The sequence below is a fragment of the Achromobacter sp. UBA2119 genome (assembly GCF_002331005.1).
Classification (GTDB): Bacteria; Pseudomonadota; Gammaproteobacteria; order Burkholderiales; family Burkholderiaceae_B; genus Achromobacter; species Achromobacter animicus.
This window is the reverse complement of sequence record NZ_DCYD01000009.1, coordinates 263,929-289,073: the sequence shown is the minus strand read 5'-3', so window position 1 is coordinate 289,073 and position 25,145 is coordinate 263,929. Positions and strand designations below refer to the sequence as shown.

Genomic DNA, 25,145 nt, shown 5'->3' with positions numbered 1-25,145 from the left:
GGGCAGCTGCGGCGTCATCAGCGAGGATGCCGCGTTGGAAGGTGCATCATCACCGAAGGCGGGGCGTGACCGAAGGCGGGTGGACGGGCAAACGACCCATCCCCGGCATTTAGCGCAAGTCGCGGGGCAGCAGCGGCTCGATGGCGGACCAGAGTTCCTGTGGCGAATTCGCGCAGGTTTCAGCCTGCCAGGCAATGACGTTGTCGTCTTCGCCGACGTAGCCATAGGCCGCGGCCACGGCGGGCATGCCCGCCGCGTGGGCGGCCTGGATATCGCGCAGGTCATCGCCGACGTAGACGCAGCGGTCGGTCTCAAAACCCGCTTCGCGCGCGGCGTGCTGCAAGGGCAGGGGATGCGGCTTGGCGTGGGCAGTGGTGTCGCCGCAAACCAGCACGGCGCTGTCGCGCGTCAGGTCCAGGAATTCGACGATGGGCAGGGTCAGGTAGGTGACCTTGTTGGTGACGATGCCCCAGGACATGCCACGGTTGCGGATGTCAGCCAGCAGGTCTTCGATCCCGGGGAACAGCTTGCTGTGCACCGTCGAGCTGGCGGCGTAGTCTTCCAGAAACTGCAGGCGGGTGGGCTCATAGTCTGCGTCGCCCGGTTGCAGGTTCAGCGCCACCCGCAACAGTCCGCGCGCGCCCTGAGATGCCACGGGACGCAGCGCCTCGTATGCCATTGGCTCCAGGCCGCGGCGGGTGCGCTGACGGTTCGCGGCGGCTGCAAGGTCGGGGGCGGTGTCGGCCAGGGTGCCGTCGAAATCAAACAGGATCAGGGCGCTCATTTACGGGTTGCCATCAGATAGTTGACCGAGGTGTCGGAAGTCAGCGAGTAGATCTGGGTGATCGGGTTGTATTCCATGCCGCGCATGCTCACCGGTTCCAAGGCCGCGCCGCGCGCCGCCGCCGACAGCTCGCTGGGCTTGATGAACTGGTCGTAGGTGTGGGTGCCGCGGGGCAGGAGGCGCAGGACGTACTCCGCGCCGATGATCGCGAACACGAACGACTTGGCGTTGCGGTTCAACGTCGAAAAGAACACCCAGCCGCCGGGTTTCACCAGCGTCGAGCAGGCGCGCACGATCGAGGCCGGATCCGGCACGTGCTCCAGCATTTCCATGCAGGTCACCACGTCATACTGGCCTGGCTGCTCGGCAGCCAGTTCCTCGACGGGCACCTTGCGGTATTCCACCTTCACGCCCGATTCCAGGCCATGCAGGCGCGCGATCTTCAGGGACTTGTCGGCCAGGTCGATGCCGGTTACGTCGGCGCCGCTGCGGGCCATCGCTTCCGACAGAATGCCGCCGCCGCAACCTACATCCAGCACCTTGCGGCCGGCCAGGCTGCCCGCGCATTCCTGAATCCACTCCAGCCGCAGCGGATTGATGGCGTGCAGCGGCTTGAACTCGCTTTCGGGGTCCCACCAGCGGCTGGCCAAGGCGCTGAACTTGTCGATTTCGGCCTGATCGGCATTGACGGAGGCTTGCGCGGTGTCGTGAGTTTGCGTGTTCATGGGCGGTCCGGCGTAAGGCTGCTCTATATATAGAGGGGTCCAGCGCGCTAGGCGAGGAAGGGGCTTGCCGATGCACCAGAGGGGTGCATCGCAGGCGAAAAAAAGGGCCTCGCTATGCGAGGCCCCCTTATTGTAGCTAGTCCGGCAATTACTTGCGGCTACCCACGATTTCGATCTCAACGCGACGGTTCTGGGCGCGGCCTTCCTTCGTCTTGTTGGAAGCGATCGGCTGCAGTTCGCCCTTGCCTTCCGTGTAGATACGGTTGGGGTCGATGCCCAGGCTGACCAGGTAAGCCTTGACCGAAGCGGCGCGGCGCTCGGACAGCTTCTGGTTGTACTGTTCGGTACCGATCGAGTCGGTATGGCCGACGGCGATGATCGTTTCCAGATCGATGGTGCTGGCTTGCTGAGCGACTTGCTGCAGCAGTTGGCGACCTTCGGGCTTCAGGGTCGACTTGTCGAAGTCGAAGAACGTGTCAGCATTGAACACGACCTTTGCCGCCATCGGGGCCGGCTTCGCCTTCTGTTGGGCAACCGGGACGCCGTCGCAACCGGGGATACCGGTGGCCGGGGTCCAGAAGGCATCGCGCCAGCACAGTTCGTTCGTGCCGTTCTTCCAAACGTTACCGAACGGGTTGCGCCAGTTGTCCACGGTTTGCGCGGAAGCTACACCAGAGGCCGTGACGGCGGCGAAGGCGAGCGCCAGAGCGAATTTGGAGGGTTTGTTCATGTTTCTCCTCGTTGAGCTTGAAGCTGGATAAGTGACTCGCAGCGAACCCCCGCCGCATATCAGGAAAACGGGGCCAGTATAGCAACGCCAAGAGCTGGTTCAAAGGAATAGCTACTGGGTTTCCTGCGTGCTGGAAACAATCTTAAGGCATTTGGGGGGCTTTGGCTTCCCTGGACAGGCGCATTAATGCTGGATATGACGTTTTCGGCACTCCTGTCGTTTCCCATGTTGGTTTTTGACAACAGGGCCGCAGGGCGCGGGTGGGCGTGGCCGGGCGGCGTTTCTGATCGGTCCGTCGCGGCCCGCTCGCGGCGCCTTCGGACGGCCCATCGGACCGGTCCCCCAATCGAATGATAGAATTTCCTGTTTACCCGGCCCGGGTTCCTCCTTACACGATTCTGTCGTTATATATATGGATTCCTTTGCCAAGGAGACGCTTCCGGTATCGCTGGAAGAAGAGATGCGCCGCAGTTACCTCGATTACGCGATGAGCGTGATCGTCGGTCGGGCGCTACCGGATGTGCGGGACGGCTTGAAGCCTGTCCACCGGCGCGTGCTCTACGCGATGCACGAGCTGAACAACGACTGGAACCGCGCCTATAAGAAGTCAGCGCGTATCGTCGGGGACGTCATCGGTAAGTACCACCCCCACGGCGACCAGTCCGTGTACGACACCATTGTCCGCATGGCGCAGGATTTCTCCATGCGCTACATGCTGGTCGACGGCCAGGGCAACTTCGGTTCCATCGACGGCGACAACGCCGCGGCGATGCGTTACACCGAAATTCGCCTGGCCAAGATCGCCCACGAACTCCTGGCCGACATCGACCAGGAAACCGTCGACTTCGGACCCAACTACGACGGCAGCGAACAGGAACCCCTGCTGCTGCCGTCGCGCCTGCCCAACCTGCTGGTCAACGGCAGCTCCGGCATCGCGGTGGGCATGGCGACCAACATTCCGCCGCACAACCTCCAGGAAGTGGTCGACGGCTGCCTGTACTGCCTGCGCAATCCGGCGTGCACGGTCGATGAGCTGATCGAGCTCATCCCGGCGCCGGACTTCCCTACGGGCGGCATCATCTATGGCATGTCCGGCGTGCGCGAAGGCTATCGCACGGGTCGCGGCCGCGTCATCATGCGCGCCAAGACGCACTTCGAAGACATGGAGAAGGGCAATCGCCAGGCGATCGTGATCGACGCGATTCCCTACCAGGTCAACAAGAAGACGCTGCAGGAACGCATCGCAGAGCTGGTCAACGACAAGAAGATCGAAGGCATCTCCGACATCCGCGACGAGTCGGACAAGGACGGCATGCGCCTTGTCATCGAGCTCAAGCGCGGCGAAGTGCCTGAGGTCGTGCTGAACAACCTCTACAAGAACACCCAGCTGCAGGACACCTTCGGGATGAACCTGGTGGCGCTGGTCGACGGCCAGCCCCGCCTGCTCAACCTGAAGCAGATGATCGACTACTTCCTGCAGCATCGCCGGGAAGTGGTCACGCGCCGCACGGTTTTCCAGTTGCGCAAGGCCCGCGAGCGCGGCCACGTGCTGGAAGGCCTGGCGGTGGCGCTGGCCAACATCGACGATTTCATCGCGATCATCAAGGCGGCCCCGACTCCTCCTGTCGCCCGTCAGGAACTGATGGCGAAGTCCTGGGATTCGTCGCTGGTGCGCGAAATGCTGTCGCGCGCCGACGGCGACACGCCGGGCGGCCGCGCGGCTTTCCGTCCGGACGATCTGGGCGTCGAGTTCGGTCTTCAGGGCGACGGCCTGTATCGCCTGAGCGATACGCAGGCCCAGGAAATCCTGAACATGCGCCTGCAACGCCTGACCGGGCTGGAGCAGGACAAGATCGTCGGCGAATACAAGGACATCATGTCCACCATCGCCGACCTGCTGGACATCCTGGCGCGTCCCGAGCGCATCACGACGATCATCAGCGAAGAACTGCAGGCCATCAAGGCCGAGTTCTCGACCGGCGCCAAGGACTCGCGCCGTTCGGAAATCGAACTGAACGCGACTGAACTCGATACCGAAGACCTGATCACGCCGACCGACATGGTCGTGACGCTGTCGCACGGCGGCTACATCAAGAGCCAGCCGCTGTCCGAATACCGCTCGCAAAAGCGTGGCGGACGCGGCAAGCAGGCCACGGCCATGAAGGAAAACGACTGGATCGACCAGCTCTTCATCGCCAACACGCACGACTTCCTGCTGTGCTTCTCGAACCGCGGCCGTGTGTACTGGCTGAAGGTCTGGGAAGTGCCGCAAGGCACGCGCAACTCGCGCGGCAAGCCGATCGTCAACATGTTCCCGCTGGCCGACGGCGAGAAGATCACGGTGGTGCTGCCGGTCAAGGAATTCAGCGAAGACCACTATGTCTTCATGGCGACCTCACGCGGCACGGTCAAGAAGACCCCGCTGTCCGACTTCTCCAACCCGCGCAAGGCCGGCATCATCGCCGTCGACCTTGACGATGGCGACTACCTGATTGGCGCGGATCTCACCGACGGCAAGCACGACGTCATGCTGTTCTCGGACGCCGGCAAGGCCGTGCGCTTCGACGAAAACGACGTGCGTCCAATGGGCCGCAACGCCCGCGGCGTGCGCGGCATGATGCTCGAGGACACGCAGACGGTCATCGCGCTGCTGGTCGCCGGCGACGAAACGCAGACGGTGCTGACCGCCACCGAAAACGGCTACGGCAAGCGCACGCCGATCGCGGAGTACACGCGCCATGGCCGCGGCACGAAGGGCATGATCGCCATCCAGACCACCTCGCGTAACGGCAAGGTGGTGGGCGCGGTGCTGGTCACGCCTACCGATGAAATTATGCTCATCACCACCGGCGGCGTCCTGGTGCGCACCCGTGTCGCGGAAATCCGCGAAATGGGCCGTGCGACGCAGGGCGTCACGCTGATCAACGTCGACGACGGCAGCACGCTGTCCGGCGTGCGCCGTGTCGTCGAAAGCGACGCGGACGATGACGGCGAACTGGACGAAGACGGCCAGCAAACCGGTGGCGACGACAGCAACGACGCAGCAGATTCGACGGAACCTACGGAGCAATAATGGCCCGCCCCTGGAACTTCTCGGCCGGCCCCTCGGTCTTGCCCGAGGTGGTGCTGCAGCAAGCCGCTGCAGAAATGCTGGACTGGCACGGCAGCGGCATGTCCGTGATGGAAATGAGCCATCGCGGCAAGCATTTCGTGCAGATCTGCGATGAAGCAGAGTCCGATCTGCGCGACTTGCTGGGCCTGCCGGCCGATTACGCCGTCATGTTCATGCAAGGCGGCGGTTCCGGGGAAAACGCCATCGTTCCCATGAATCTCATGGGACGCCGCGGCGCGCCAGCCGCGGATTTCGTCGTGACGGGCCATTGGTCCAAGCGTTCGTACAAGGAAGCCGGCCGCTACGGCAGCACGCACATCGCGGCCAGTTCCGATCACGCCACCCAGATCGACGGCCGCGAACAGGGGCCGCTGACCTGGGTGCCGCCCGCCGACACCTGGCAGGTGCGCAAGGAATCGGCCTACCTGCACCTGTGCAGCAACGAAACCATTGGCGGTGTCGAATTCCTGGACTGGCCCGAGACCGCTGACCTCGGCGCACCCGACGTGCCCCTGGTCATCGACGCATCTTCGCACTTCCTGTCGCGCCCGATGGACGTGTCGCGCTGCGGCATGATGTACGCCGGCGCGCAGAAAAACGCTGGCCCGGCCGGCGTCACCATGGTCATCGTGCGCCGCGACCTGATTGGCCAGGCCTTGCCGATCTGCCCCTCGGCGTTCGACTACGCCAACGTGGCAGCCGAACACTCGCGCTACAACACCCCGCCCACCTTTGCGATCTACATCGCGGGCCTGGTGTTCAAGTGGGTCAAGGCCAATGGCGGCGTGGCGGGCATGGAAGCCGCCAACAAGGCGAAGGCCGATCTGCTGTACGGCTACCTGGACAGTACCAGCTTCTACCGCAATCCCATTCACGCGCCCGTGCGTTCGCGCATGAACGTGCCGTTCGTGCTGCACGACGAGTCGCTCAACGACGCCTTCCTGAAGGGCGCCGAGGCAGCGGGCCTGACGCAGTTGAAAGGCCACAAGAGCGTGGGCGGCATGCGCGCCTCCATCTACAACGCGCTGCCGCTCGAAGGCGTGGCGGCGCTGGTCGAGTACCTGAAGGAATTCGAGCGCCGCCATGGATGACGAGCTGCAGCGCAAGCTGCTTCCCCTGCGCAAGCGCATCGACGACCTCGATGCGCAGATTCTCGATCTTCTGTCGCAGCGCGCGCGCGCCGCGCTCGACGTGGGCGAGGCCAAGCATGCCGCGCATGCCGATGGCCCGGTGCTGCGCCCCGAACGCGAGGCCGAGGTCATCCGCCGCCTGCAGCAGATCAATCCCGGGCCGTTCCCGAACGCCGGCGTGGCGTCGGTCTGGACCGAAATCATCTCCGCATGCCGGGGCCTGGAGCGCGGCATGACCGTCGCGTTTTTGGGACCGCAGGGTTCGTTCTCGGAGCAGGCTGCGCTGGAACACTTTGGCCATGCGGTCCAGAAGCTGCCTTGCGCCTCGTTCGACGAGGTCTTCCGGGCTGTCGAGGCCGGTCAGGCAGACGTGGGCATGGTGCCGGTGGAAAACTCCACCGAAGGTGCCGTCAACCGCAGCCTGGACCTGCTGCTGAACACGCCGGTCAAGATCCTGGGCGAGCGTTCGCTCGTCATCCGCCATTGCCTGATGTCGCAATCGGGCGGCATGGACGGCATCAAGACCATTTCCGCGCACCCGCAGGCGCTGGCCCAGTGCCAGGGCTGGCTGACGCGCAACTATCCCGACGTCGAGCGCGTGGCCGCTTCCAGCAATTCCGAAGCAGCGCGCGCCGCCGCGTCGGATGCGAGCATCGCGGCTATTGCCGGCGAAGTGGCTGCGCCCGCCTGGAACCTGCAGATCGTCGCCGCCGGCATCCAGGATGACCCGCACAACCGCACCCGCTTCCTGGCAATCGGCAACATCGAGCCCCTGGTCAGCGGCAAGGACAAGACCAGCCTGATCCTGGCGGTGCCGAACCGCGCGGGCGCCGTTTATGAAATGCTGGCGCCCCTGGCCGCCAACGGCGTGTCGATGACGCGCTTCGAGTCGCGCCCCGCGCGTACGGGCCAGTGGGAATACTATTTCTACGTCGACGTCCTGGGCCACCGGAACGACCCGAATGTCGAGCGCGCCCTGGCGGCCCTGCAGGCGCAGGTTGCCTACCTTAAAGTGCTGGGCTCGTACCCGGCGCAGTGAATCCCACATCATGACCCACGCATCCAAGCCCCTCGTTGCCCCCGCGCACGTCAGCGCCATCGCCCCGTACCAGGCAGGCAAGCCGATCGAAGAACTGGCCCGCGAATTCGGGCTGGATCCGGCGACCATCGTCAAGCTGGCGTCCAACGAAAACCCGTTGGGCATGCCCAAATCGGCGAAGGCGGCCATGCTGGCTGCGGCCGAATCGCTGGCACGCTACCCGGACCCCAACGGCTTTGACCTGAAGGCGGCGCTGGCTGAACGCTACGGCGTGCCGATGAACTGGATCACGCTCGGCAACGGCTCGAACGACATCCTGGAAATCGCCGCGCTGGCGCTGCTGGAGCCGGGCGCTTCCGCGGTGTACGCGCAGCACTCGTTTGCGGTCTACCGCCTGGCCACGCAGGCGCGCGGCGCGCGCCACATCGTGGTGCCGGCCGTGGACCACGGCCACGACCTGGATGCGATGTTCGACGCGATCGCCGACGACACGCGCCTGGTGTTCATCGCCAACCCGAACAACCCCACCGGCACCTTCGTGCCGGGCGACAAGGTCGCGGACTTCCTGGAACGCGTGCATGCCGCGCACGGCGACCGCGTCACGGTCGTGCTGGACGAGGCCTACAACGAATACCTGGATCCGGAGCTGCGCTTTGACAGCACCGCGCTGGCGCGCCAGTACCCGAACCTGATCGTGTCGCGCACGTTCTCCAAGGCTTACGGCCTGGCGGGCCTGCGCGTCGGTTTCTCGGTGGCGCAGCCCGGCCTGACCGACCTGCTCAACCGCGTGCGCCAGCCGTTCAACGTCAATACGCTGGCCCAAGCCGCAGCCATCGCAGCGCTCGGCGATGCCGAATACCTCGAGGAAGCCTACGCTTCCAACAAGGCAGGCAAGGCCCAGTTGTGCGCCGCGTTCGACAAGCTGAATCTGCGTTACGTGCCCAGCTATGGCAACTTCGTGCTGGTTCACGTGGGCGACGCGCCGCGCATCAATCTTGAACTCCTCAAGCGCGGCGTCATCGTGCGTCCCGTTGCGGGCGACGGTCTGCCGGAGTGGCTCCGCGTGTCCATCGGACTGCCTCAAGAGAACGCCCGATTCATCGACGCCTTGACTGCCATCCTGACCGCATGAACGACGCGTTACCTTCTTCAGATCAGGGGGCCGCGGGCCCCCTGATTCCTGTATTGGCAGTGGTTGGCGTCGGTTTGATCGGCGGATCGTTCGCGGCGGCCTTGCGGCAGGCAGGGCAGGTGGGCAAGGTGCTGGGCGTGGGGCGCAATGCGCAGTCGCTGGAACGCGCTGTCGCGCTGGGCCTCATCGACGAGGCCGTGACGGCCGAAGCCGCGGCGGCCCAGGCGGATCTCATCATGCTGGCCACGCCGGTCGGCGGCCTGACAAACGTGCTGTCGCAGATGCGGACGCACCTCTCGCCGCACGCCGTGCTGACCGACGGCGGCAGCACCAAGGCCGAAGTGGTCGAGGCGGCGCGCGATGCGCTGGGCGATCGCATCGGGCAGTTCGTGCCGGGCCATCCCATCGCGGGCGCCGAGCGCACCGGGCCGGAAGCCGCGGATGCGGACCTCTACCGCGGACGCACCGTCATCCTCACGCCCGTGCCTGAAAACGGCGCGGCGGCCATGGCGCTCGTGCGCCAGGCTTGGCAGGCTTGCGGCGCGCACGTGATCGACATGGACGCCGACGCGCACGATCGCGTGCTCGCGTCGGTCAGCCATCTTCCGCATCTGCTGTCGTCGGTGTATATGGAACAGGTGGCCACGGCCGCCGACGCCGCGACCCGGCTGGAACTGGCGGGCAGCGGCTTTCGTGATTTCACCCGTATTGCCGCCGGATCGCCCGAGATGTGGCGCGACATTTTTTTGTCCAATCGCGACGCGATGCTGGCCGAGCTGGCCGCTGTGCGCGGCGTGCTGGACCGAGCCGAGCGCGCCATTGCCGATGGCGACGGCGAGGCTTTGCTGACGCTGCTGGACACGGCGGCGCGCGCGCGCCGCGGCTGGCGCAAGGAGTAGTTCAATGGGCGCTTTGTCTTACCTCGATCTGCCGCGCGTGCGGCGTGCGCAGGGCGCGATGGCCTTGCCGGGATCCAAGAGCATTTCCAACCGCGTGCTGTTGCTGTCGGCCATTGCCGAAGGCACGACGGTCATCACCGGCCTGCTGGACTCCGACGACACTCGCGTCATGCTGGCGGCGTTGCGCCAGTTGGGCGTGCAGGTGTCCGACCTGGACGCCGGGCGCGTCACGGTGCAGGGCGTGCGCCGATTTGCGGTGGAAAGCGCCGACCTCTTCATGGGTAATGCGGGCACCGCAATCCGTCCCTTGACGGCGGCACTGGCCCTCATGGGCGGCGACTACCGCCTGTCCGGCGTGCCGCGCATGCACGAGCGCCCGATCGGCGACCTGGTCGATGCCCTGAACGCGCTGGGCGCGCGTATCGACTATCTGGGCCAGCCGGGCTATCCGCCGCTGCACATCGGCCGCGGCGACATCGCTGAAAACGCCGTGACCCGCGTGCAGGGTTCGGTCTCCAGCCAGTTCCTGACCGCCTTGCTGCTGGCCGCGCCTTTGCAGGCTGCTCGCAGCGGCAAGCCCGTCACGATCGAGGTCGTGGGAGAGCTGATTTCCAAGCCCTACATCGAGATCACGCTGAACCTGATGGCGCGCTTTGGCGTGCTGGTGCAACGGGACGGCTGGAGCCGATTCGTTGTGGACGCGGGCGCCGCCTATCGCAGTCCGGGGCAGGTCGCCGTGGAAGGGGACGCATCGACGGCGTCGTATTTCCTGGCGCTGGGCGCCATTGGCGGCGGCCCGGTGCGCGTGACCGGCGTCGGCGCCGACAGCATCCAGGGCGATGTGGGATTCGCGAGCACCCTGGCCGACATGGGCGCCAAGGTTACCTACGGTCCGGACTGGATCGAGGTGTCGGGCGTGCAGGTTGCCGACGGCGAGCGCCTCAAGGCCTTTGATACCGATTTCAACCTGATCCCCGACGCGGCGATGACAGCCGCGGCGCTGGCCCTGTATGCCGACGGTCCTTGCCGGCTGCGCAACATCGGCAGCTGGCGCGTCAAGGAGACGGACCGCATCCATGCCATGCAGACTGAGCTGGAAAAGCTGGGCGCGCAGGTGGAGTCCGGCCCCGATTGGCTGCGCGTGACGCCGCCGGCGCAGGACGCCTGGCGCGATGCCCACATCGGCACCTGGGACGACCACCGCATGGCGATGTGCTTTTCGCTGGCGGCATTCGGACCGGCGGCGGTCCGCATTCTTGATCCCGGATGTGTCAGCAAGACGTTCCCGGGTTACTTTGACGTCTACGCCGGCCTGGTTTCGGCCTAGCGCTGCATCGCATCCATGACTTTGACTGCTTCAACTTCCGCCTCCCTGGCCCCGGTCATCACGATCGACGGTCCCACCGCGTCCGGCAAGGGCACCGTGGCTCATCGCGTCGCCAAGGCGCTGGGCTGGGCGGTGCTGGACAGCGGCGCCCTCTACCGGCTGACTGCGCTGGCTGCCATCAACCGCGGCGTTGCCGCCGACGACGAGCCCGCCGTGGCGCGCGTGGCCGAGACGCTGGATGTAAGGTTCGACGGACCGCACGTTTACCTCGAGGGGGCCGATGCCGGCCATGACATCCGCCGCGAGGAAGTGGGCAATTTCGCATCTCGCGTGGCGGCTTTCCCGGGGGTGCGGCAGGCCTTGCTCGAGCGCCAGCGCGCCTTCCGGCTGCCGCCCGGCCTGGTTGCGGACGGCCGCGACATGGGCACCGTCGTGTTCCCGGACGCGTCCCTGAAGGTCTTCCTGGTCGCCGACGTGGTCGCCCGGGCGGAGAGGCGGCGTAAGCAGTTGATCGAAAAGGGAATTTCTGCTAATCTAGACGACCTTTTGCGGGATATGCGCGAGCGTGACGCGCGCGACACCGGGCGCGTCACTGCGCCGCTGGCTCCCGCAGCAGATGCACACGTGCTGGATTCGTCCAATCTGACGATCGCGGAAACGGTGCAGGCAATCCTGGATTTCTGGCAGCAAGCCAACCCGTGAAGTTAAGTGAAGTTAACTGAATTTACGGGCAGTGTTGCTACAGGCAGTATTGCTACCGGCAGTTTTTAGCATTTTTGATTAGGCCCTGCTCAAGCCAGGCGACTCCCCCACGGGCCACCCCGCAAGGGTCAGCCAGCCGGCAGGTATTTTGACTCCACTGTGGCGGGCAATCCGCTGCGGTGTGTTCTTAACGGCCATTTCGGCCCAATGGATTTCAACCCCATGTCTTCCGTTTCCACTACTGCCACCGGCGGCGAAAGCTTCGCCGACCTTTTCGCACAAAGCCTCAAGAGCCAGGACATGAAGTCCGGCGAGGTCATCAGCGCCGAAGTCGTGCGCGTCGACCACAATTTCGTCGTCGTCAACGCCGGCCTGAAGTCCGAAGCGCTGATCCCCCTGGAAGAGTTCCTGAACGACCAGGGCGAGCTCGAAGTGCAACCCGGCGATTTCGTCTCGGTGGCCATCGATTCCCTGGAAAACGGCTACGGCGACACCATCCTGTCGCGTGACCGCGCCAAGCGCCTGTCGGCCTGGCTGCAACTGGAAAAGGCCCTGGAGAACGGCGAACTGGTTACCGGCACCATCACCGGCAAGGTGAAGGGCGGCCTGACCGTCATGACCAACGGCATCCGCGCGTTCCTGCCGGGTTCGCTGGTGGACCTGCGTCCGGTCAAGGACACCACCCCGTACGAAGGCAAGACCCTCGAATTCAAGGTCATCAAGCTCGACCGCAAGCGCAACAACGTTGTGCTGTCGCGTCGCCAGGTGCTGGAAGCCAGCATGGGCGAAGAGCGTCAAAAGCTGCTCGAAACCCTGCACGAAGGTGCCGTGGTCAAGGGCGTGGTCAAGAACATCACCGACTACGGCGCGTTCGTCGACCTGGGCGGCATCGATGGTCTGCTGCACATCACCGACATGGCCTGGCGCCGTGTGCGTCACCCCTCCGAAGTCCTGCAAGTGGGTCAGGAAGTCGAAGCCAAGGTCCTCAAGTTCGACCAGGAAAAGAGCCGCGTCTCCCTGGGCGTCAAGCAGCTTGGCGAAGATCCGTGGGTGGGCCTGGCTCGCCGCTACCCGCAAGGCACCCGCCTGTTCGGCAAGGTCACGAACCTGACCGACTACGGCGCGTTCGTTGAAGTCGAAGCCGGCATCGAAGGTCTGGTCCACGTGTCCGAAATGGACTGGACCAACAAGAACGTCGACCCGCGCAAGGTTGTGACCCTGGGCGAAGAAGTCGAAGTCATGGTCCTGGAAATCGACGAAGACCGTCGCCGTATTTCGCTGGGCATGAAGCAGTGCCGCCAGAACCCGTGGGAAGAGTTCGCCACGAACTTCAAGCGTGGTGACAAGGTCCGCGGCGCCATCAAGTCGATCACCGACTTCGGCGTGTTCGTCGGCCTGCCCGGCGGCATCGACGGCCTGGTTCACCTGTCCGACCTGTCGTGGGCGGAATCTGGTGAAGAAGCCGTGCGCAACTTCAAGAAGGGTGACGAAATCGAAGCCGTGGTTCTGGGCATCGACACCGACAAGGAACGCATCTCGCTGGGTATCAAGCAGCTGGAAGGCGACCCCTTCAACAACTTCGTCGCCACGTTTGACAAGGGCGCCGTCGTTCCGGGCACCATCAAGTCCGTCGAAGCCAAGGGCGCCGTCGTGACGCTGTCCGTGGACGTCGAAGGCTACCTGCGCGCTTCCGAGATCTCCTCGGGCCGCGTCGAAGATGCCACCACCGTGCTGTCCGCCGGCGAAAACATCGAAGCCATGATCGTCAACATCGACCGCAAGACGCGTTCGATCCAACTGTCGATCAAGGCCCGTGACAACGCCGAAACCGCCGACACGATCCAGCGCATGTCCGATGCCAGCGCTTCGTCCGGCACCACCAACCTCGGCGCGCTGCTGAAGGCCAAGCTGGACCAACAGCGCAACGACGGTTAATTCGTGACCAAGTCGGAGCTGATCGCCGCCTTGGCGGCCCGCTATCCTCAGCTGGCCGCCCGCGACACCGATTACGCGGTCAAGACCGTACTGGATGCAATGACTCAGGCCCTGGCCTCGGGTCAGCGCATCGAGATCCGCGGTTTTGGCAGCTTCTCGTTGTCGCAACGGTCACCCCGTATCGGTCGCAATCCCAAATCCGGCGAGCAGGTGCTGGTGCCTGGTAAACAGGTGCCGCACTTCAAGGCAGGCAAGGAATTGCGCGAGCGGGTGGACCTGGTCGGCGGCAATGACGAGGACGCTCAATCCTCTGGGTCGAGCGAGTCGATGCCGTCTTCCATGGCAGGTTTGCACGCCATGCACTGACGGGTCGGCCAGGCAGGGCTGCCTTCGGGCAGATCGGACCGCGAGCAAAGCCCCTTGAGAAATCAAGGGGCTTTGTTTTTGTGGCGCCGATTCATGCGGGCGCTCGGCTTGCGCAAGGGCGTGCCGTGCTCCGCCTTGGGGCTTTTTTTTCTCTCGTCATGAAGACGTCGCTTACAATTGACGGTCTCGAATCATCTGGAGCATGCGCCATGCGCTATCTCGTCTGGGCCCTGCGATTGCTCGTCTTTGTTGCGGTGTTGATGTTCGCCTTGAAGAACACCGACCCCGTCGCCGTGAAGTTCTACGCCGACTACGTCGTCCAGGATGTCCCGCTGATCGTCGTCATGCTGGTCGTGTTCGTGCTTGGCGCGCTGTTCGGCCTGCTGCTGACCGTGCCCGCCGCGCTGCGCCGCCGCCGCGAGGCCATCCGCCTGCGCCGCGAACTGGATCGCATCCAGGCCGCCGCCAATGGCACGACGCCCGTCGTGCCCCCCGAAGCCGTCGCTCCCATGTCGCCGCTGTGACATCGCGCCGCCTTTTTGCACCGAATTACCGCATGAGTCCGAATAGTGGATTTTGAACCTTGGTGGTTGATATTCGTCCCGGTGCTGTTCGCGCTGGGCTGGCTGGCCGCGCGATTCGACATCCGGCAGATGCTGCGGGAAACGCGCAGCCTGCCCGACTCCTATTTTCGCGGGCTGAATTTCCTGCTCAATGAAGAGCCGGATCGCGCCATCGACGCCTTCGTCGAAGTCGCCAAGCTGGACCCGGAAACCACGGAGCTGCACTTTGCGTTGGGCAGTCTGTTCCGCCGCCGCGGCGAAATGGAGCGCGCCATCCGCGTGCACCAAAGCCTGCTGAACCGTTCCGACCTGCCGCAGGCCGAACGCGAACACGCGCAGCACGAGCTGGCGCAGGACTTCCTGAAGGCCGGGATGCTGGACCGCGCCGAAAGCGGTTTCGAGCAGCTCAAGGACACGCGCTACGCCTTGCCCGCGCTGCGCTCGCTGATCCGCATTTATGAATCCGAGCACGATTGGCCGCGTGCGATCGAGGCCGTGAAGACCCTGCAGGGCCTGGTCGACGAGCCCGTCCCGCAAATCGTGCATTACTACTGCGAACAGGCCCAGACCGCGTTGGCGGCCAAGCCCGCCGACGTCGAGGCTGCGCACAAGGCGCTGGACGCGGCGGACCATGCGCTGTCCACCACCGAAGCCGCCTCGAGCAAGGGCGCCAAGGTGCGCACCGCCATGTTGCGGGCGCGCCTGGCGCTGATCGAACAGGATCCGAAGCGCGAACGGCTGTATCTCGAGTCGGTCATGACCGACGCGTCCGAATACGCCGGGCTGGTGGCCGAACAGTTGCTGGCCAATTACCGCAATGCCAATCAGGTGGCGGAGGGCTTGGATTTCCTGCAAAAGCAGTATGGCCGCCATGCGTCCCTGGACCTTTTCAATGTGGTGTTCCGGGAGCTGCGGGTGCAGCAGGGCGCCGCGACCGCGTGGGCCTTTGCCCGCGGCGCGCTGCGCAGCCATCCTTCGCTGTTGGGGCTGGATCGCCTGCTGGAAGCCGAACTCGCCAACGGCGACAGCGACGGCGATCACGGTCCGGTGCCGGGCGCCGATCTGACGCTGCTGCGCAGCCTGATTCACAAGCACACGCAACGGCTCGATCGCTACGCATGCCGCAATTGCGGTTTTCAAGCGCGTCGTTTTTACTGGCAATGTCCCGGCTGCAACGCCTGGGAAACCTATGCGCCGCGCCGTCTGGAAGAACTTGAATGAACTCTTTTCCCGCCGAAGCCATTTCGCGTAGCCGCGTGCTCGTGGTTGGCGACGTCATGCTGGACCGCTACTGGTTCGGAGAAGTCGAACGTATCTCGCCCGAAGCGCCGGTGCCGGTCGTGCGGGTCGCGCGACGCGAAGACCGTCTGGGCGGCGCCGCCAACGTCGCGCGCAACGTCGCAGCCCTGGGTGGCCACGTGACCCTGGTCGGCGTGCTGGGCCAGGACGAAGCCGGCGACAGCGTCCGGCGCCTGGCCATCGAGGCCGGCATCCAGGGCGACCTGATTGCCGACAACGAACTGCACACCACCCTCAAGATGCGCGTGCTGGGCCGTCAGCAACAGCTGCTGCGTGTGGACTTCGAACAGCATCCCACCCAGCCATCGCTTGACGCGGTGGACGCCGCGCTGGCCCGGCATCTGGCCAACCACGACATCGTCGTTCTGTCGGACTATGCCAAAGGCGTGCTGACCCGGGTCGAGTCGCTGATTGCGCTGGCGCGCAGCGCGGGCATCCCGGTGCTGGTGGACCCCAAGGGCGACGACTATTCGCGTTATCGCGGCGCGACGCTGGTCACGCCCAACCGCTCGGAAATGCAGCAGGCAGTTGGCCGCTGGACGTCCGAAGCCGAATTGACCGATCGTGCGCAGCGCCTGCGCGCCGATCTGGACCTTGAAGCCTTGCTCGTGACGCGGTCCGAGCAGGGCATGACTTTGTTTTCCGACGCGGGACGCGACCACACCGACGCGCAAGCGCATGAGGTGTTCGATGTGTCCGGTGCGGGCGACACCGTGCTGGCCACGCTGGCGGTTACGCGCGCCATCGGCTTGCCGTGGGCCGAAGCCATGGGCTGGGCCAACAAGGCCGGCGGCATCGCCGTGGGCAAGCTGGGCACGTCCATCGTCACCGCCGCGGAACTGGCAGGAGAATCCTCATGATCGTCGTTACCGGAGCCGCGGGCTTCATTGGCAGCAACCTGGTTCGCGGACTCAACCGCCGCGGCATCGAAGACATCATTGCCGTCGATGACCTGACCGAAGGCGACAAGTTCGTCAATCTGGTCGATTGCAAGATCGCCGACTACATGGACAAGGACGACTTCCGCCGGCGCGTCGCCGATGGCAGCCTGCCCGAAATCCGCGCGGTGCTGCATCAGGGCGCGTGCTCGGACACGACCGAGCGCAACGGCCGCTACATGCTGGACAACAACTACCGCGTCACGCTGGAACTCTTCGAGTTCTGCCAGGCGCGCCGCGTGCCGTTCCTGTATGCGTCCTCGGCGGCCGTGTACGGCGGTTCGACGACCTACGTCGAGCATCCCGACAACGAAGGCCCGCTGAACGTCTACGGCTATTCCAAGCTTCTGTTCGACCAGGTGCTGCGCAAGCGCATGGACAGCCTGACGGCGCAGGTCGTCGGTCTGCGGTACTTCAACGTGTACGGTCCGCACGAGCAGCACAAGGGCCGCATGGCCTCGGTGGCGTTCCACAACATGAACCAGTTCCTGGAGCACGGGCACGTGCGCCTCTTTGCGGGCTGGGACGGCTACGTGGATGGCGGCCAGAGCCGTGACTTCATTTCGGTCGAGGACGTGGTGGCGGTGAATCTGCATTTCCTGGACCACCCTGAGCAATCGGGCATTTTCAATTGCGGCACCGGCAAGGCGCAGCCGTTCAACGACGTGGCGGCCGCGGTGGTGAACACGCTGCGCGCCGAGCGGGGCGAAGCCGAGCTGACGCTGGCTCAGTTGGCCGAACTGGACCTGATCCGCTACATCCCGTTCCCGGACGACCTCAAGGGGCGCTACCAGAGCTATACGCAGGCGGACGTCACGCAGCTTCGGGCCGCCGGTTTTGCTGCGCCGATGCGCGATGTGCAGACGGGCGTGGCCGAGTACGTGCGCTACTGGCGCGCCCGGAAGTAATCCGCCGCGCAGGCAAGGCGACAACGAAGGCCACCGCGACGCGGTGGCTTTTTTTTGCCCGCGACGTTGCCTGCCATTGGCCGGGGACATTGCCGGGGTATCTGCACGCGTAGTTGCCGGGGTGGATGTTTTGGTTCACCGGACCGGCGCTGCGAACCGCCCGCCCCGATGATGGCAACGGGGCGCGGCAACCGTCGCGTCCGTAACTGTCAGGAGAACCCCATGAATCCCTTCGTCCATCCCACCGTTGCCCGCAACCTGCCTCTGGCCTCGTGGCGCCGCGCGCGTCCCGCTGCCATGACCGCATGCCCCCGCGAGCGGCACCGCATCCTGCGGCGGGCGCTCGGCGCGTTGCTGCTGTCCGCTGGCCTGGGCGTGGCCGCGCCGCCCGCGCATGCGGTGGACATCAACCAGGCCACTGCAGCCCAGCTAGAGGGCGTGCGAGGCATCGGCCCGCGCACCGCTGAAATCATCGTCCGTGAACGCGAGCGCGGCGGCGGCTTTGAGTCGCTGGACGACCTGACCGAGCGCGTGCGGGGCATCGGTCAGAAAAAGGCTCAGGCGCTGCAGGCGGCGGGGCTGACAATCGGCGCGGCGGGTGCGGCCGCCAAGCCGTCGGCAGGCCAGTCCGGCGCGGCGCCCGGAGCCCGGCCCGCGCCCGGCAAGGCCGCTGCGCCAAAGCCGGCGCCGCCTGCCGCCAGTGCGCCGGCACAGGTCCGCGCAAAGCCCTGAGCCGGGTTCTGGCTAACCCTGGCGTGTGCGCGGCTTTTGCGGCCGCGCGGCGCCGGGCGGAGTTATGATCGACCGCATGACTACTACCTACCCCACTATCGAGCAGACCGTCGGCAACACGCCCCTGGTGCGCCTGCAGCGCATTCCTGGGGCGGCGGGCGACGCGCGCGGCAATGTCATCCTGGCTAAGCTGGAAGGCAACAACCCGGCGGGATCCGTCAAGGATCGTCCCGCCTTGTCGATGATCCAGCGCGCGGAAGAGCGCGGCGACATCAAGCCCGGCGACACCCTCATCGAGGCCACCAGCGGCAACACCGGCATTGCGCTGGCCATGGCGGCCGCCATGAAGGGCTACCGCATGATCCTGATCATGCCGGACAATCTTTCCGTCGAGCGGCGCGCGGCCATGGCCGCCTATGGCGCTGAGCTGATCCTGACGCCGGCCGACAAGGGCGGCATGGAATACGCCCGCGACCTGGCCACCGAGATGCAGGCCGATGGCCGTGGCGTGGTGCTGGACCAGTTTGCCAATCCCGACAATCCGCGCGCGCACATCGAAACGACGGGCCCGGAACTCTGGAATCAGACGGAAGGACGCATCACCCACTTCGTCAGCGCGATGGGCACTACGGGCACGATCATGGGCGTGTCCACCTACCTGAAGTCTCGCAATCCCGCCGTGCAGGTGGTGGGCGCGCAGCCGGCCGAAGGATCGCAGATTCCCGGCATCCGCAAGTGGCCCGAGGCCTACCTGCCCAAGATCTTCGACCGCAGCCGCGTGGACGCCTACGAGTCCATCCAGCAATCCGAGGCCGAAGTGATGGCACGGCGGCTGGCTGCCGAAGAAGGCATTTTCGGCGGCATTTCGTCGGCCGGTGCGCTGGTCGCGGCGCTGCGGGTTGCCGAACGCGTCAACGATGCGACCATCGTGTTCATCGTGTGCGACCGCGGCGATCGCTATCTGTCGACGGGCGTGTTCAACTGACACGCGGGGCCCCCGGCCGCCCCGGCCAGCAGGGCACCCAAATGAAAAACGCCCTGGCGGTTGAACCTGCCAGGGCGTTTGTCTTTCGGCGCGGGCGTGTCCGCGCGAGGGCGCTCACCGCGCGACGCGGGCCTCGATCTCCGTTGCCAGATCCGCCACCGACGTCGCATAGAAGTAGCTGCGGTTGTACTTGGTCAGTGCAAAGAAGTTGGGCGTGCCCACGCGATACTGCGCCGTGCCCCGCATTTCTTCGACCAGATCCACCACGCCCAGCGGCTGGCTGCTCCAGCCATCGCTGGTCGCGCCAGGCTTGAGCTGCGAGCCGGCCGCCGACAGCGTGGTCCAGCTTTGCTTGGGCTCCAGGCCGCCATCCACCAGCGCGGTGGGATCGGCGGGCAGCACCACGGGCGCGAACACCGGCAGGCCGCGCTGCCAGCCGTGCTGCGCCAGGAAGCTGCCCACGGACATGATCGCGTCCTGCGTGTTGTTGGTCAGGTCGATATGGCCGTTGCCGTCGCCGTCCACGGCGTAGTGCATTACGCTGGTCGGCATGAATTGCGGCATGCCGATGGCGCCGGCATAGGAGCCCTGCGTTTCCAGCTCGAGCTTGTCGTTCATGACCAGCGTCAGGAAGTCCGCCAATTGGGTGCGGAACATGGTGGCGCGCTCCGGCTTGGCGGGGTCGGGGTAGTCAAAGGCCAGCGTGGCCAGCGCGTCCAGGACGCGGAAGTTGCCCATGTTGCGGCCATACAGCGTTTCGACGCCGATGATGGAGGCAATGATGGGCGCGGGCACGCCGAACCGTTGCGCGGCCTGGTTCAGGAGATCGCGGTTTTCGTTGTAGAACTCGACGCCCCAGGCGATGCGCTTGGGCTCGACGAAGCGCGAGCGGTAGGTCAGCCAGCTGCGCCAGACCTTTTTGCCCGGCGGGGAGGGCGCAATCAGCCGCGCGACCGTCGCGTTGTAGCGCGAGCTTTCCAAGGCGGACACCATCGGCGCCAGCGGCAACTGCCGTTCGGTGGCCAGGTTCTCGACGAAGGTGCGGACCTCGGGGCGCAGCGCGCCCGACGGCGTCAGCGTGGCGGGCGCGTCGTCCGCCAGTTCGGGGCCGAGCGTCGGCGTGCTGGGCCCGATGCGGATGGGGGTTGTCCCTGAAGCCTGGGCCGTTTGGGGAGCGAGGGACGTGGAGGGTGCTGCGGTGGGAGTGGTGGTGGAGCACCCCGCCAGCAGGGCGGAAAGCGCGCCGAGTTGCAGTATTCGCCGACAGATGAACATAATCTTCCTTATGGAGACCATGTATCTTACCCACCCGGCATGCCGCTTGCATGAAATGGGAAGCTGGCATCCGGAAAGCCCCCAGAGGCTGGACGCCATCTCCGATCAGTTGCTCGCAAGCGGATTGATGCCTTATCTGGATGACCGGCAGGCGCCGCAGGCGTCCCGCAATGACCTCTTGCGCGTGCACACTGTCCAGTACCTGGACAGTTTGCAGAAACATACGCCGGACCAAGGGTATTACCCTATCGATCCCGACACCCTCATGAACCCGCACACCTACGAAGCCGCGCTGCATGCCGCGGGCGCCGGGGTGGCCGCGGTCGACGCGGTGCTGGGCGGCGAGGCGCGTACGGCCTTCTGCGCGGTGCGTCCGCCGGGGCATCATGCCTGCCGATCGCAGGCCATGGGATTCTGCTTTTTCAATAACGTCGCCATTGCGGCGCAGCACGCCATGGACTTCCACGGCCTGACGCGTGTGGCGATCGTCGATTTTGACGTTCACCATGGCAACGGCACGGAAGACGTCTTCGCCGGCGATGACCGGGTGCTGATGTGCAGCTTTTTCCAGCATCCGTTCTTCCCCAACAGCGGCGCGAATCACCCGGCCGCCAACATGCTGAATGTGCCCGTGCCTGCCTACACGGCGGGCGCCGCGGTCCGGACCATCGTCACGGACACGTGGCTGCCGCGGCTGGAAGCGCACCGCCCCGAACTGATCCTCGTGTCGGCGGGCTTTGACGCCCACCGCGAGGACGACATGGGGCAGATGGGGCTGGTCGAGGCGGACTATGCCTGGATCACCGAGCAGCTTGTCGACGTGGCTGACCGCCACTGTCAGGGCCGGATCGTGAGCACGCTCGAGGGCGGTTACAACTTGTCGGCCCTGGGCCGCAGCGTGGTCGCGCACATACGGGCGCTGGCGAAGCTGTAGAATCAGGAAAAAATTGTGCAATGCGATCCCGGCGCAAAGCCGGGTCATTATTTTCCAATTGGAGGCAGCGGGATGAAGGTGTTGGTACCTGTCAAGCGCGTCGTTGACTACAACGTCAAGGTGCGCGTCAAGTCTGATCAGACCGGCGTGGATATCGCCAACGTGAAGATGTCCATGAACCCCTTTGACGAAATCGCCGTCGAAGAAGCCACCCGCCTGAAGGAAAAGGGCGCGGTCGCTGAAGTCGTGGCGGTTTCTTGCGGCGTTGCGCAATGCCAGGAGACACTGCGCACCGCCATGGCCATCGGCGCCGATCGCGGCGTGCTGGTCCAGACCGATGCCGAGCTGCAACCGCTGGCCGTCGCCAAGCTGCTCAAGGCGCTGGTCGACAAGGAACAGCCCCAGCTCGTGATTCTGGGCAAGCAGGCCATCGACGACGACGCCAATCAAACCGGCCAGATGCTCGCCGCGCTGCTGGACTGGCCGCAAGCCACGTTCGCCAGCAAGGTCGACCTGGCCGACGGCAAGGTCACCGTGACGCGCGAAGTCGACGGCGGCCTGGAAACGCTGTCGCTCAAGCTGCCCGCCATCGTGACCACCGACCTGCGCCTGAACGAGCCGCGCTACGTCACGCTGCCGAACATCATGAAGGCCAAGAAAAAGCAGCTGGACACCGTCACGCCGCAAGACCTGGGCGTGGATCCCGCGCCCCGCCTGAAGACGCTGAAGGTCAGCGAGCCGCCCGCCCGCAAGGCCGGCATCAAGGTTGCCGACGTCGCGGCGCTGGTGGACAAACTCAAGAACGAAGCGAAGGTGGTCTGATCATGACGACGCTGGTTATTGCCGAACACGATAACGCCCAACTCAAGGGCGCAACCCTGAACGCCATCGCCGCCGCCGCCAAGATCGGAGGCGACGTGCACGTGCTGGTCGCCGGCGCCAACGCGCGCGCCGTGGCCGACCAGGCTGCCCAAGCCGCTGGCGTGGCGAAGGTGCTGTTGGCCGATGCCCCGCATCTGGCGGACGGTCTGGCCGAAAACGTCGCGGCGCAGGTGCTGGCCGTGGCCTCGAACTACAGCCACATCCTGTTCCCGGCCACCGCGTCGGGCAAGAACGTGGCGCCGCGCGTTGCCGCCAAGCTGGACGTGGCCCAGATCTCCGACATCATCGGTGTCGAATCCGCCGACACGTTCCAGCGCCCGATCTACGCCGGCAACGCCATTGCCACCGTGCAATCGGCCGACGCCGTCAAGGTCATCACCGTGCGCACGACCGGCTTTGACGCCGTCGCCGCCCAAGGCGGTTCCGCCTCGGTCGAAGACGCCGCTGCCGTGGCCGATTCCGGCCTGTCCACGTTCGTGGGCCGCGAAGTCGCCAAGAGCGATCGTCCCGAACTGGCCGGCGCGCGCGTCGTGGTCTCGGGCGGCCGTGGTCTGGGCAGCGCCGAGAACTTCAAGATCCTGGATCCGCTGGCCGACAAGCTGGGCGCCGCACTGGGCGCTTCGCGCGCCGCGGTCGACGCCGGCTACGCGCCGAACGACTGGCAGGTTGGCCAGACCGGCAAGATCGTCGCGCCGCAGCTGTACGTGGCCGTCGGCATCTCGGGCGCCATCCAGCATCTGGCCGGCATGAAGGATTCGAAGGTCATCGTTGCGATCAACAAGGACGCCGAAGCGCCGATTTTCGGCGTCGCCGATTACGGCCTGGTGGGCGACCTGTTCACGGTCGTTCCCGAGCTGACGAACGCGCTGTAAGTTTCAGCCGGTTCGATCAAAACCGCGGGCCTTCGGGTCCGCGGTTTTTTTTGTGCGGACGCGCCGCGCATTTATTTCAGATATTCGAAAATCTTTGATTTTCTGAAGGACTCTGATAACGTACTTCGCGCTACTCACCGTTTGCGATTGTGCTTGACCTGTACAGAACGAAGGAGATTCGTGATGGAATGGTTCTTTGACACGCTACGTAAGTACCCGGAGCTGGCGATTTTCTTGACCCTGGGCCTGGGTTATTGGATCGGGGCCAAGAAGATCTTCGGATTCAATCTGGGCGCAGTGACCGGGACATTGTTGGTGGGCGTGCTGGTCGGCCAGCTCAACATCTCGATTGCTCCCATTCTCAAGCAGGTGTTCTTCCTGCTTTTTCTTTTTGGTCTTGGCTACGGCGTCGGACCGCAATTCTTCCGCGGCATGAAAAGCGATGGCCTTCCGCAGGTCATCTTTGCCGTCATCATCTGCGTGCTCTGCCTGCTGGTCACGTGGGTGACCGCCATCGGATTCGGCTTTGATGCCGGCACCGGCGCGGGGCTGCTGTCCGGCGCGCAGACGATATCGGCGGTCATGGGCGTGGCGACCGACACGATCAACGGCCTGTCCGTCGACGCGGCGACCAAGAAACAGTGGATCGACAACATTCCCGTCGCGTACGCGGTCTGCTACATCTTCGGCACGGTCGGCAGCGCCTGGCTGCTGGCGTCCCTCGGTCCCAAGCTGATGCGCGTGGACATCGTGAAGGAATGCAAGGACTACGAGGCCAAGATGTCCGGCGGGGCCGATTCGATGGAATTGTCGGGCTACCGCAAGTTCACGGCGCGGGCCTACCGGCTGGACAACGCAGAATACGCCGGCAAGACGGTGGGCGAACTGGAAGCAAAGTTCGTGGACGCCCGGGTCTTTGTCGAGCGCATTCACCGCGGCGACCAGATCATCGACGCCGACTCGACCACGATGCTGCAGGCCGGCGACGTGCTCGGCGTGACGGGCCGCCATGACGCGCTGGTGCTGCAGGCCTCGGGCCTCATCGGCACCGAGGTCGAGGACCGCGACGTCATCAACCTGCCGGCTGAGATCGTCGAAGTCGTGCTGACCAACAAGAACGTGGCCGGCAAGACGCTCAAGGAACTTGCCGAAAACGAGACCGTGCGCCAACTGGGCCGCGGCGTGTTCCTGCGCAAGGTCGTGCGCGGCGGTCACGAGATGCCGGTCAACTGGGGTCTGAAACTGGACCGAGGCGACCGCCTCTTCATCCTTGGTGCCACACGCGACGTTGAACGGGCGGTCAGCAAGCTGGGCTATGTGGACCGCGCCACCAACCAGACCGACATGGTGTTCGTGGGCTTCGGCATCTTGCTGGGCGGCCTGTTCGGCACCCTGGTGCTGACGGTGGGCGGCATTCCGATCACGCTGTCGACGTCCGGCGGCGCGCTGATCTCCGGGCTGATCTTCGGATACCTGCGGTCCGTGCATCCGACTTTCGGGCGCGTGCCCGAGCCGGTGCACTGGTTCCTGACATCGGTGGGCCTGACCGCATTCGTGGCGGTGGTGGGCATCGTGTCGGGGCCGGGCTTTGTGCAGGGCTTCCAGCAGCTGGGCGCAAAGCTGTTCATTGCGGGCGTCATCGCCACCAGTATTCCGATGATCCTGGGCGTGCTCATTGCCCGCTACGTCTTCAAGTTCCACCCCGCCATCTCATTAGGCGTGTGCGCGGGGGCGCGGACCACCACCGCGGCGATCGGCCAGATCACCGAGACGGCAAAGAGCCAGGTCCCGGCGCTTGGCTACACGGTGCCTTACGCCATCGGCAATACCCTGCTCATCATCTGGGGCATTGTCATCGTCATGCTCATGGCTTAGC

Annotated in this window: 23 protein-coding genes; 19 read left to right on the top strand and 4 right to left on the bottom strand. The window is 65.1% G+C overall.

The window, feature by feature from the left end:
• Nucleotides 1-109: 109 nt before the first annotated feature.
• The 3 genes from B3098_RS06570 to ompA form a co-directional block, all read right to left on the bottom strand.
• Nucleotides 110-784, bottom strand: a complete 675-nt coding sequence (locus tag B3098_RS06570; RefSeq protein ID WP_286893201.1) for an HAD-IA family hydrolase — start codon at nucleotides 782-784, stop codon at nucleotides 110-112.
• On the bottom strand, nucleotides 781-1,509 hold the full coding sequence (gene ubiG, locus B3098_RS06565; RefSeq protein WP_105237922.1) for a bifunctional 2-polyprenyl-6-hydroxyphenol methylase/3-demethylubiquinol 3-O-methyltransferase UbiG: 729 nt from the start codon (nucleotides 1,507-1,509) through the stop codon (nucleotides 781-783). Before ubiG ends, B3098_RS06570 begins: the two co-directional genes overlap by 4 nt.
• Nucleotides 1,510-1,657: 148 nt before the next feature.
• Nucleotides 1,658-2,239, bottom strand: coding sequence for an outer membrane protein OmpA (ompA, locus tag B3098_RS06560; protein WP_056322232.1), 582 nt, complete (start codon nucleotides 2,237-2,239; stop codon nucleotides 1,658-1,660).
• 412 nt (nucleotides 2,240-2,651) lie between these two features.
• Between ompA and gyrA the strand changes: the two genes are divergently transcribed.
• The 15 genes from gyrA to cysM all read left to right on the top strand — a co-directional run bounded on the left by gyrA (nucleotide 2,652) and on the right by cysM (nucleotide 19,306).
• Nucleotides 2,652-5,312, top strand: a complete 2,661-nt coding sequence (gene gyrA, locus B3098_RS06555; protein ID WP_175122839.1) for a DNA gyrase subunit A — start codon at nucleotides 2,652-2,654, stop codon at nucleotides 5,310-5,312.
• On the top strand, nucleotides 5,312-6,442 hold the full coding sequence (gene serC / locus B3098_RS06550) for a 3-phosphoserine/phosphohydroxythreonine transaminase (protein ID WP_286893194.1): 1,131 nt from the start codon (nucleotides 5,312-5,314) through the stop codon (nucleotides 6,440-6,442). Before gyrA ends, serC begins: the two co-directional genes overlap by 1 nt.
• Entirely contained in the window at nucleotides 6,435-7,520 is a 1,086-nt protein-coding gene (gene pheA / locus B3098_RS06545) for a prephenate dehydratase (RefSeq protein WP_279973156.1), read from the top strand. The genes serC and pheA overlap by 8 nt, the downstream gene beginning before the upstream one ends.
• A gap of 10 nt (nucleotides 7,521-7,530) precedes the next feature.
• Nucleotides 7,531-8,652 carry a histidinol-phosphate transaminase gene (gene hisC, locus B3098_RS06540; protein ID WP_191576641.1) on the top strand — a complete coding sequence of 374 codons (1,122 nt, stop codon included), beginning with the start codon at nucleotides 7,531-7,533 and terminating at the stop codon, nucleotides 8,650-8,652.
• Entirely contained in the window at nucleotides 8,649-9,551 is a 903-nt protein-coding gene (locus B3098_RS06535; protein WP_286893190.1) for a prephenate dehydrogenase, read from the top strand. Before hisC ends, B3098_RS06535 begins: the two co-directional genes overlap by 4 nt.
• A gap of 4 nt (nucleotides 9,552-9,555) precedes the next feature.
• Nucleotides 9,556-10,878: a 3-phosphoshikimate 1-carboxyvinyltransferase gene (gene aroA / locus B3098_RS06530; RefSeq protein ID WP_286893187.1), complete on the top strand. Its 1,323-nt coding sequence runs from the start codon at nucleotides 9,556-9,558 to the stop codon at nucleotides 10,876-10,878.
• 21 nt (nucleotides 10,879-10,899) lie between these two features.
• On the top strand, nucleotides 10,900-11,580 hold the full coding sequence (gene cmk / locus B3098_RS06525) for a (d)CMP kinase (RefSeq protein ID WP_414631265.1): 681 nt from the start codon (nucleotides 10,900-10,902) through the stop codon (nucleotides 11,578-11,580).
• Between the two features lie 222 nt (nucleotides 11,581-11,802).
• Nucleotides 11,803-13,515, top strand: coding sequence for a 30S ribosomal protein S1 (rpsA, locus tag B3098_RS06520; RefSeq protein ID WP_175122832.1), 1,713 nt, complete (start codon nucleotides 11,803-11,805; stop codon nucleotides 13,513-13,515).
• Nucleotides 13,516-13,518: 3 nt separating this feature from the next.
• Nucleotides 13,519-13,881, top strand: a complete 363-nt coding sequence (locus B3098_RS06515) for an integration host factor subunit beta (RefSeq protein ID WP_056322254.1) — start codon at nucleotides 13,519-13,521, stop codon at nucleotides 13,879-13,881.
• A gap of 209 nt (nucleotides 13,882-14,090) precedes the next feature.
• Nucleotides 14,091-14,405: a LapA family protein gene (locus B3098_RS06510; RefSeq protein WP_056567641.1), complete on the top strand. Its 315-nt coding sequence runs from the start codon at nucleotides 14,091-14,093 to the stop codon at nucleotides 14,403-14,405.
• A 45-nt stretch (nucleotides 14,406-14,450) separates the two neighbouring features.
• On the top strand, nucleotides 14,451-15,665 hold the full coding sequence (lapB, locus tag B3098_RS06505; RefSeq protein ID WP_175122831.1) for a lipopolysaccharide assembly protein LapB: 1,215 nt from the start codon (nucleotides 14,451-14,453) through the stop codon (nucleotides 15,663-15,665).
• On the top strand, nucleotides 15,662-16,603 hold the full coding sequence (gene rfaE1, locus B3098_RS06500; RefSeq protein ID WP_286893176.1) for a D-glycero-beta-D-manno-heptose-7-phosphate kinase: 942 nt from the start codon (nucleotides 15,662-15,664) through the stop codon (nucleotides 16,601-16,603). The genes lapB and rfaE1 overlap by 4 nt, the downstream gene beginning before the upstream one ends.
• Nucleotides 16,600-17,589: an ADP-glyceromanno-heptose 6-epimerase gene (gene rfaD, locus B3098_RS06495; RefSeq protein WP_056567633.1), complete on the top strand. Its 990-nt coding sequence runs from the start codon at nucleotides 16,600-16,602 to the stop codon at nucleotides 17,587-17,589. The genes rfaE1 and rfaD overlap by 4 nt, the downstream gene beginning before the upstream one ends.
• Before the next feature lie 222 nt (nucleotides 17,590-17,811).
• Nucleotides 17,812-18,321, top strand: a complete 510-nt coding sequence (locus B3098_RS06490) for a ComEA family DNA-binding protein (RefSeq protein WP_286893173.1) — start codon at nucleotides 17,812-17,814, stop codon at nucleotides 18,319-18,321.
• A gap of 76 nt (nucleotides 18,322-18,397) precedes the next feature.
• Nucleotides 18,398-19,306 carry a cysteine synthase CysM gene (gene cysM / locus B3098_RS06485; RefSeq protein ID WP_056569425.1) on the top strand — a complete coding sequence of 303 codons (909 nt, stop codon included), beginning with the start codon at nucleotides 18,398-18,400 and terminating at the stop codon, nucleotides 19,304-19,306.
• Between the two features lie 114 nt (nucleotides 19,307-19,420).
• Here the strand turns inward: cysM and mltB are convergent, their stop codons facing one another.
• Nucleotides 19,421-20,581: a lytic murein transglycosylase B gene (gene mltB / locus B3098_RS06480; RefSeq protein ID WP_286893170.1), complete on the bottom strand. Its 1,161-nt coding sequence runs from the start codon at nucleotides 20,579-20,581 to the stop codon at nucleotides 19,421-19,423.
• A 10-nt stretch (nucleotides 20,582-20,591) separates the two neighbouring features.
• Between mltB and B3098_RS06475 the strand changes: the two genes are divergently transcribed.
• From B3098_RS06475 to aspT, 4 genes are all read left to right on the top strand, one after another.
• Nucleotides 20,592-21,515, top strand: a complete 924-nt coding sequence (locus B3098_RS06475; RefSeq protein ID WP_175124735.1) for a histone deacetylase family protein — start codon at nucleotides 20,592-20,594, stop codon at nucleotides 21,513-21,515.
• Nucleotides 21,516-21,587: 72 nt separating this feature from the next.
• Nucleotides 21,588-22,337 (top strand): electron transfer flavoprotein subunit beta/FixA family protein, encoded by a 750-nt coding sequence (locus B3098_RS06470; protein ID WP_286893168.1) that lies wholly within the window; start codon nucleotides 21,588-21,590, stop codon nucleotides 22,335-22,337.
• Nucleotides 22,338-22,339: 2 nt separating this feature from the next.
• Nucleotides 22,340-23,269 (top strand): electron transfer flavoprotein subunit alpha/FixB family protein, encoded by a 930-nt coding sequence (locus tag B3098_RS06465; protein WP_056567625.1) that lies wholly within the window; start codon nucleotides 22,340-22,342, stop codon nucleotides 23,267-23,269.
• 183 nt (nucleotides 23,270-23,452) lie between these two features.
• Nucleotides 23,453-25,144 (top strand): aspartate-alanine antiporter, encoded by a 1,692-nt coding sequence (gene aspT / locus B3098_RS06460; RefSeq protein WP_286893165.1) that lies wholly within the window; start codon nucleotides 23,453-23,455, stop codon nucleotides 25,142-25,144.
• Nucleotide 25,145: the final 1 nt, after the last annotated feature.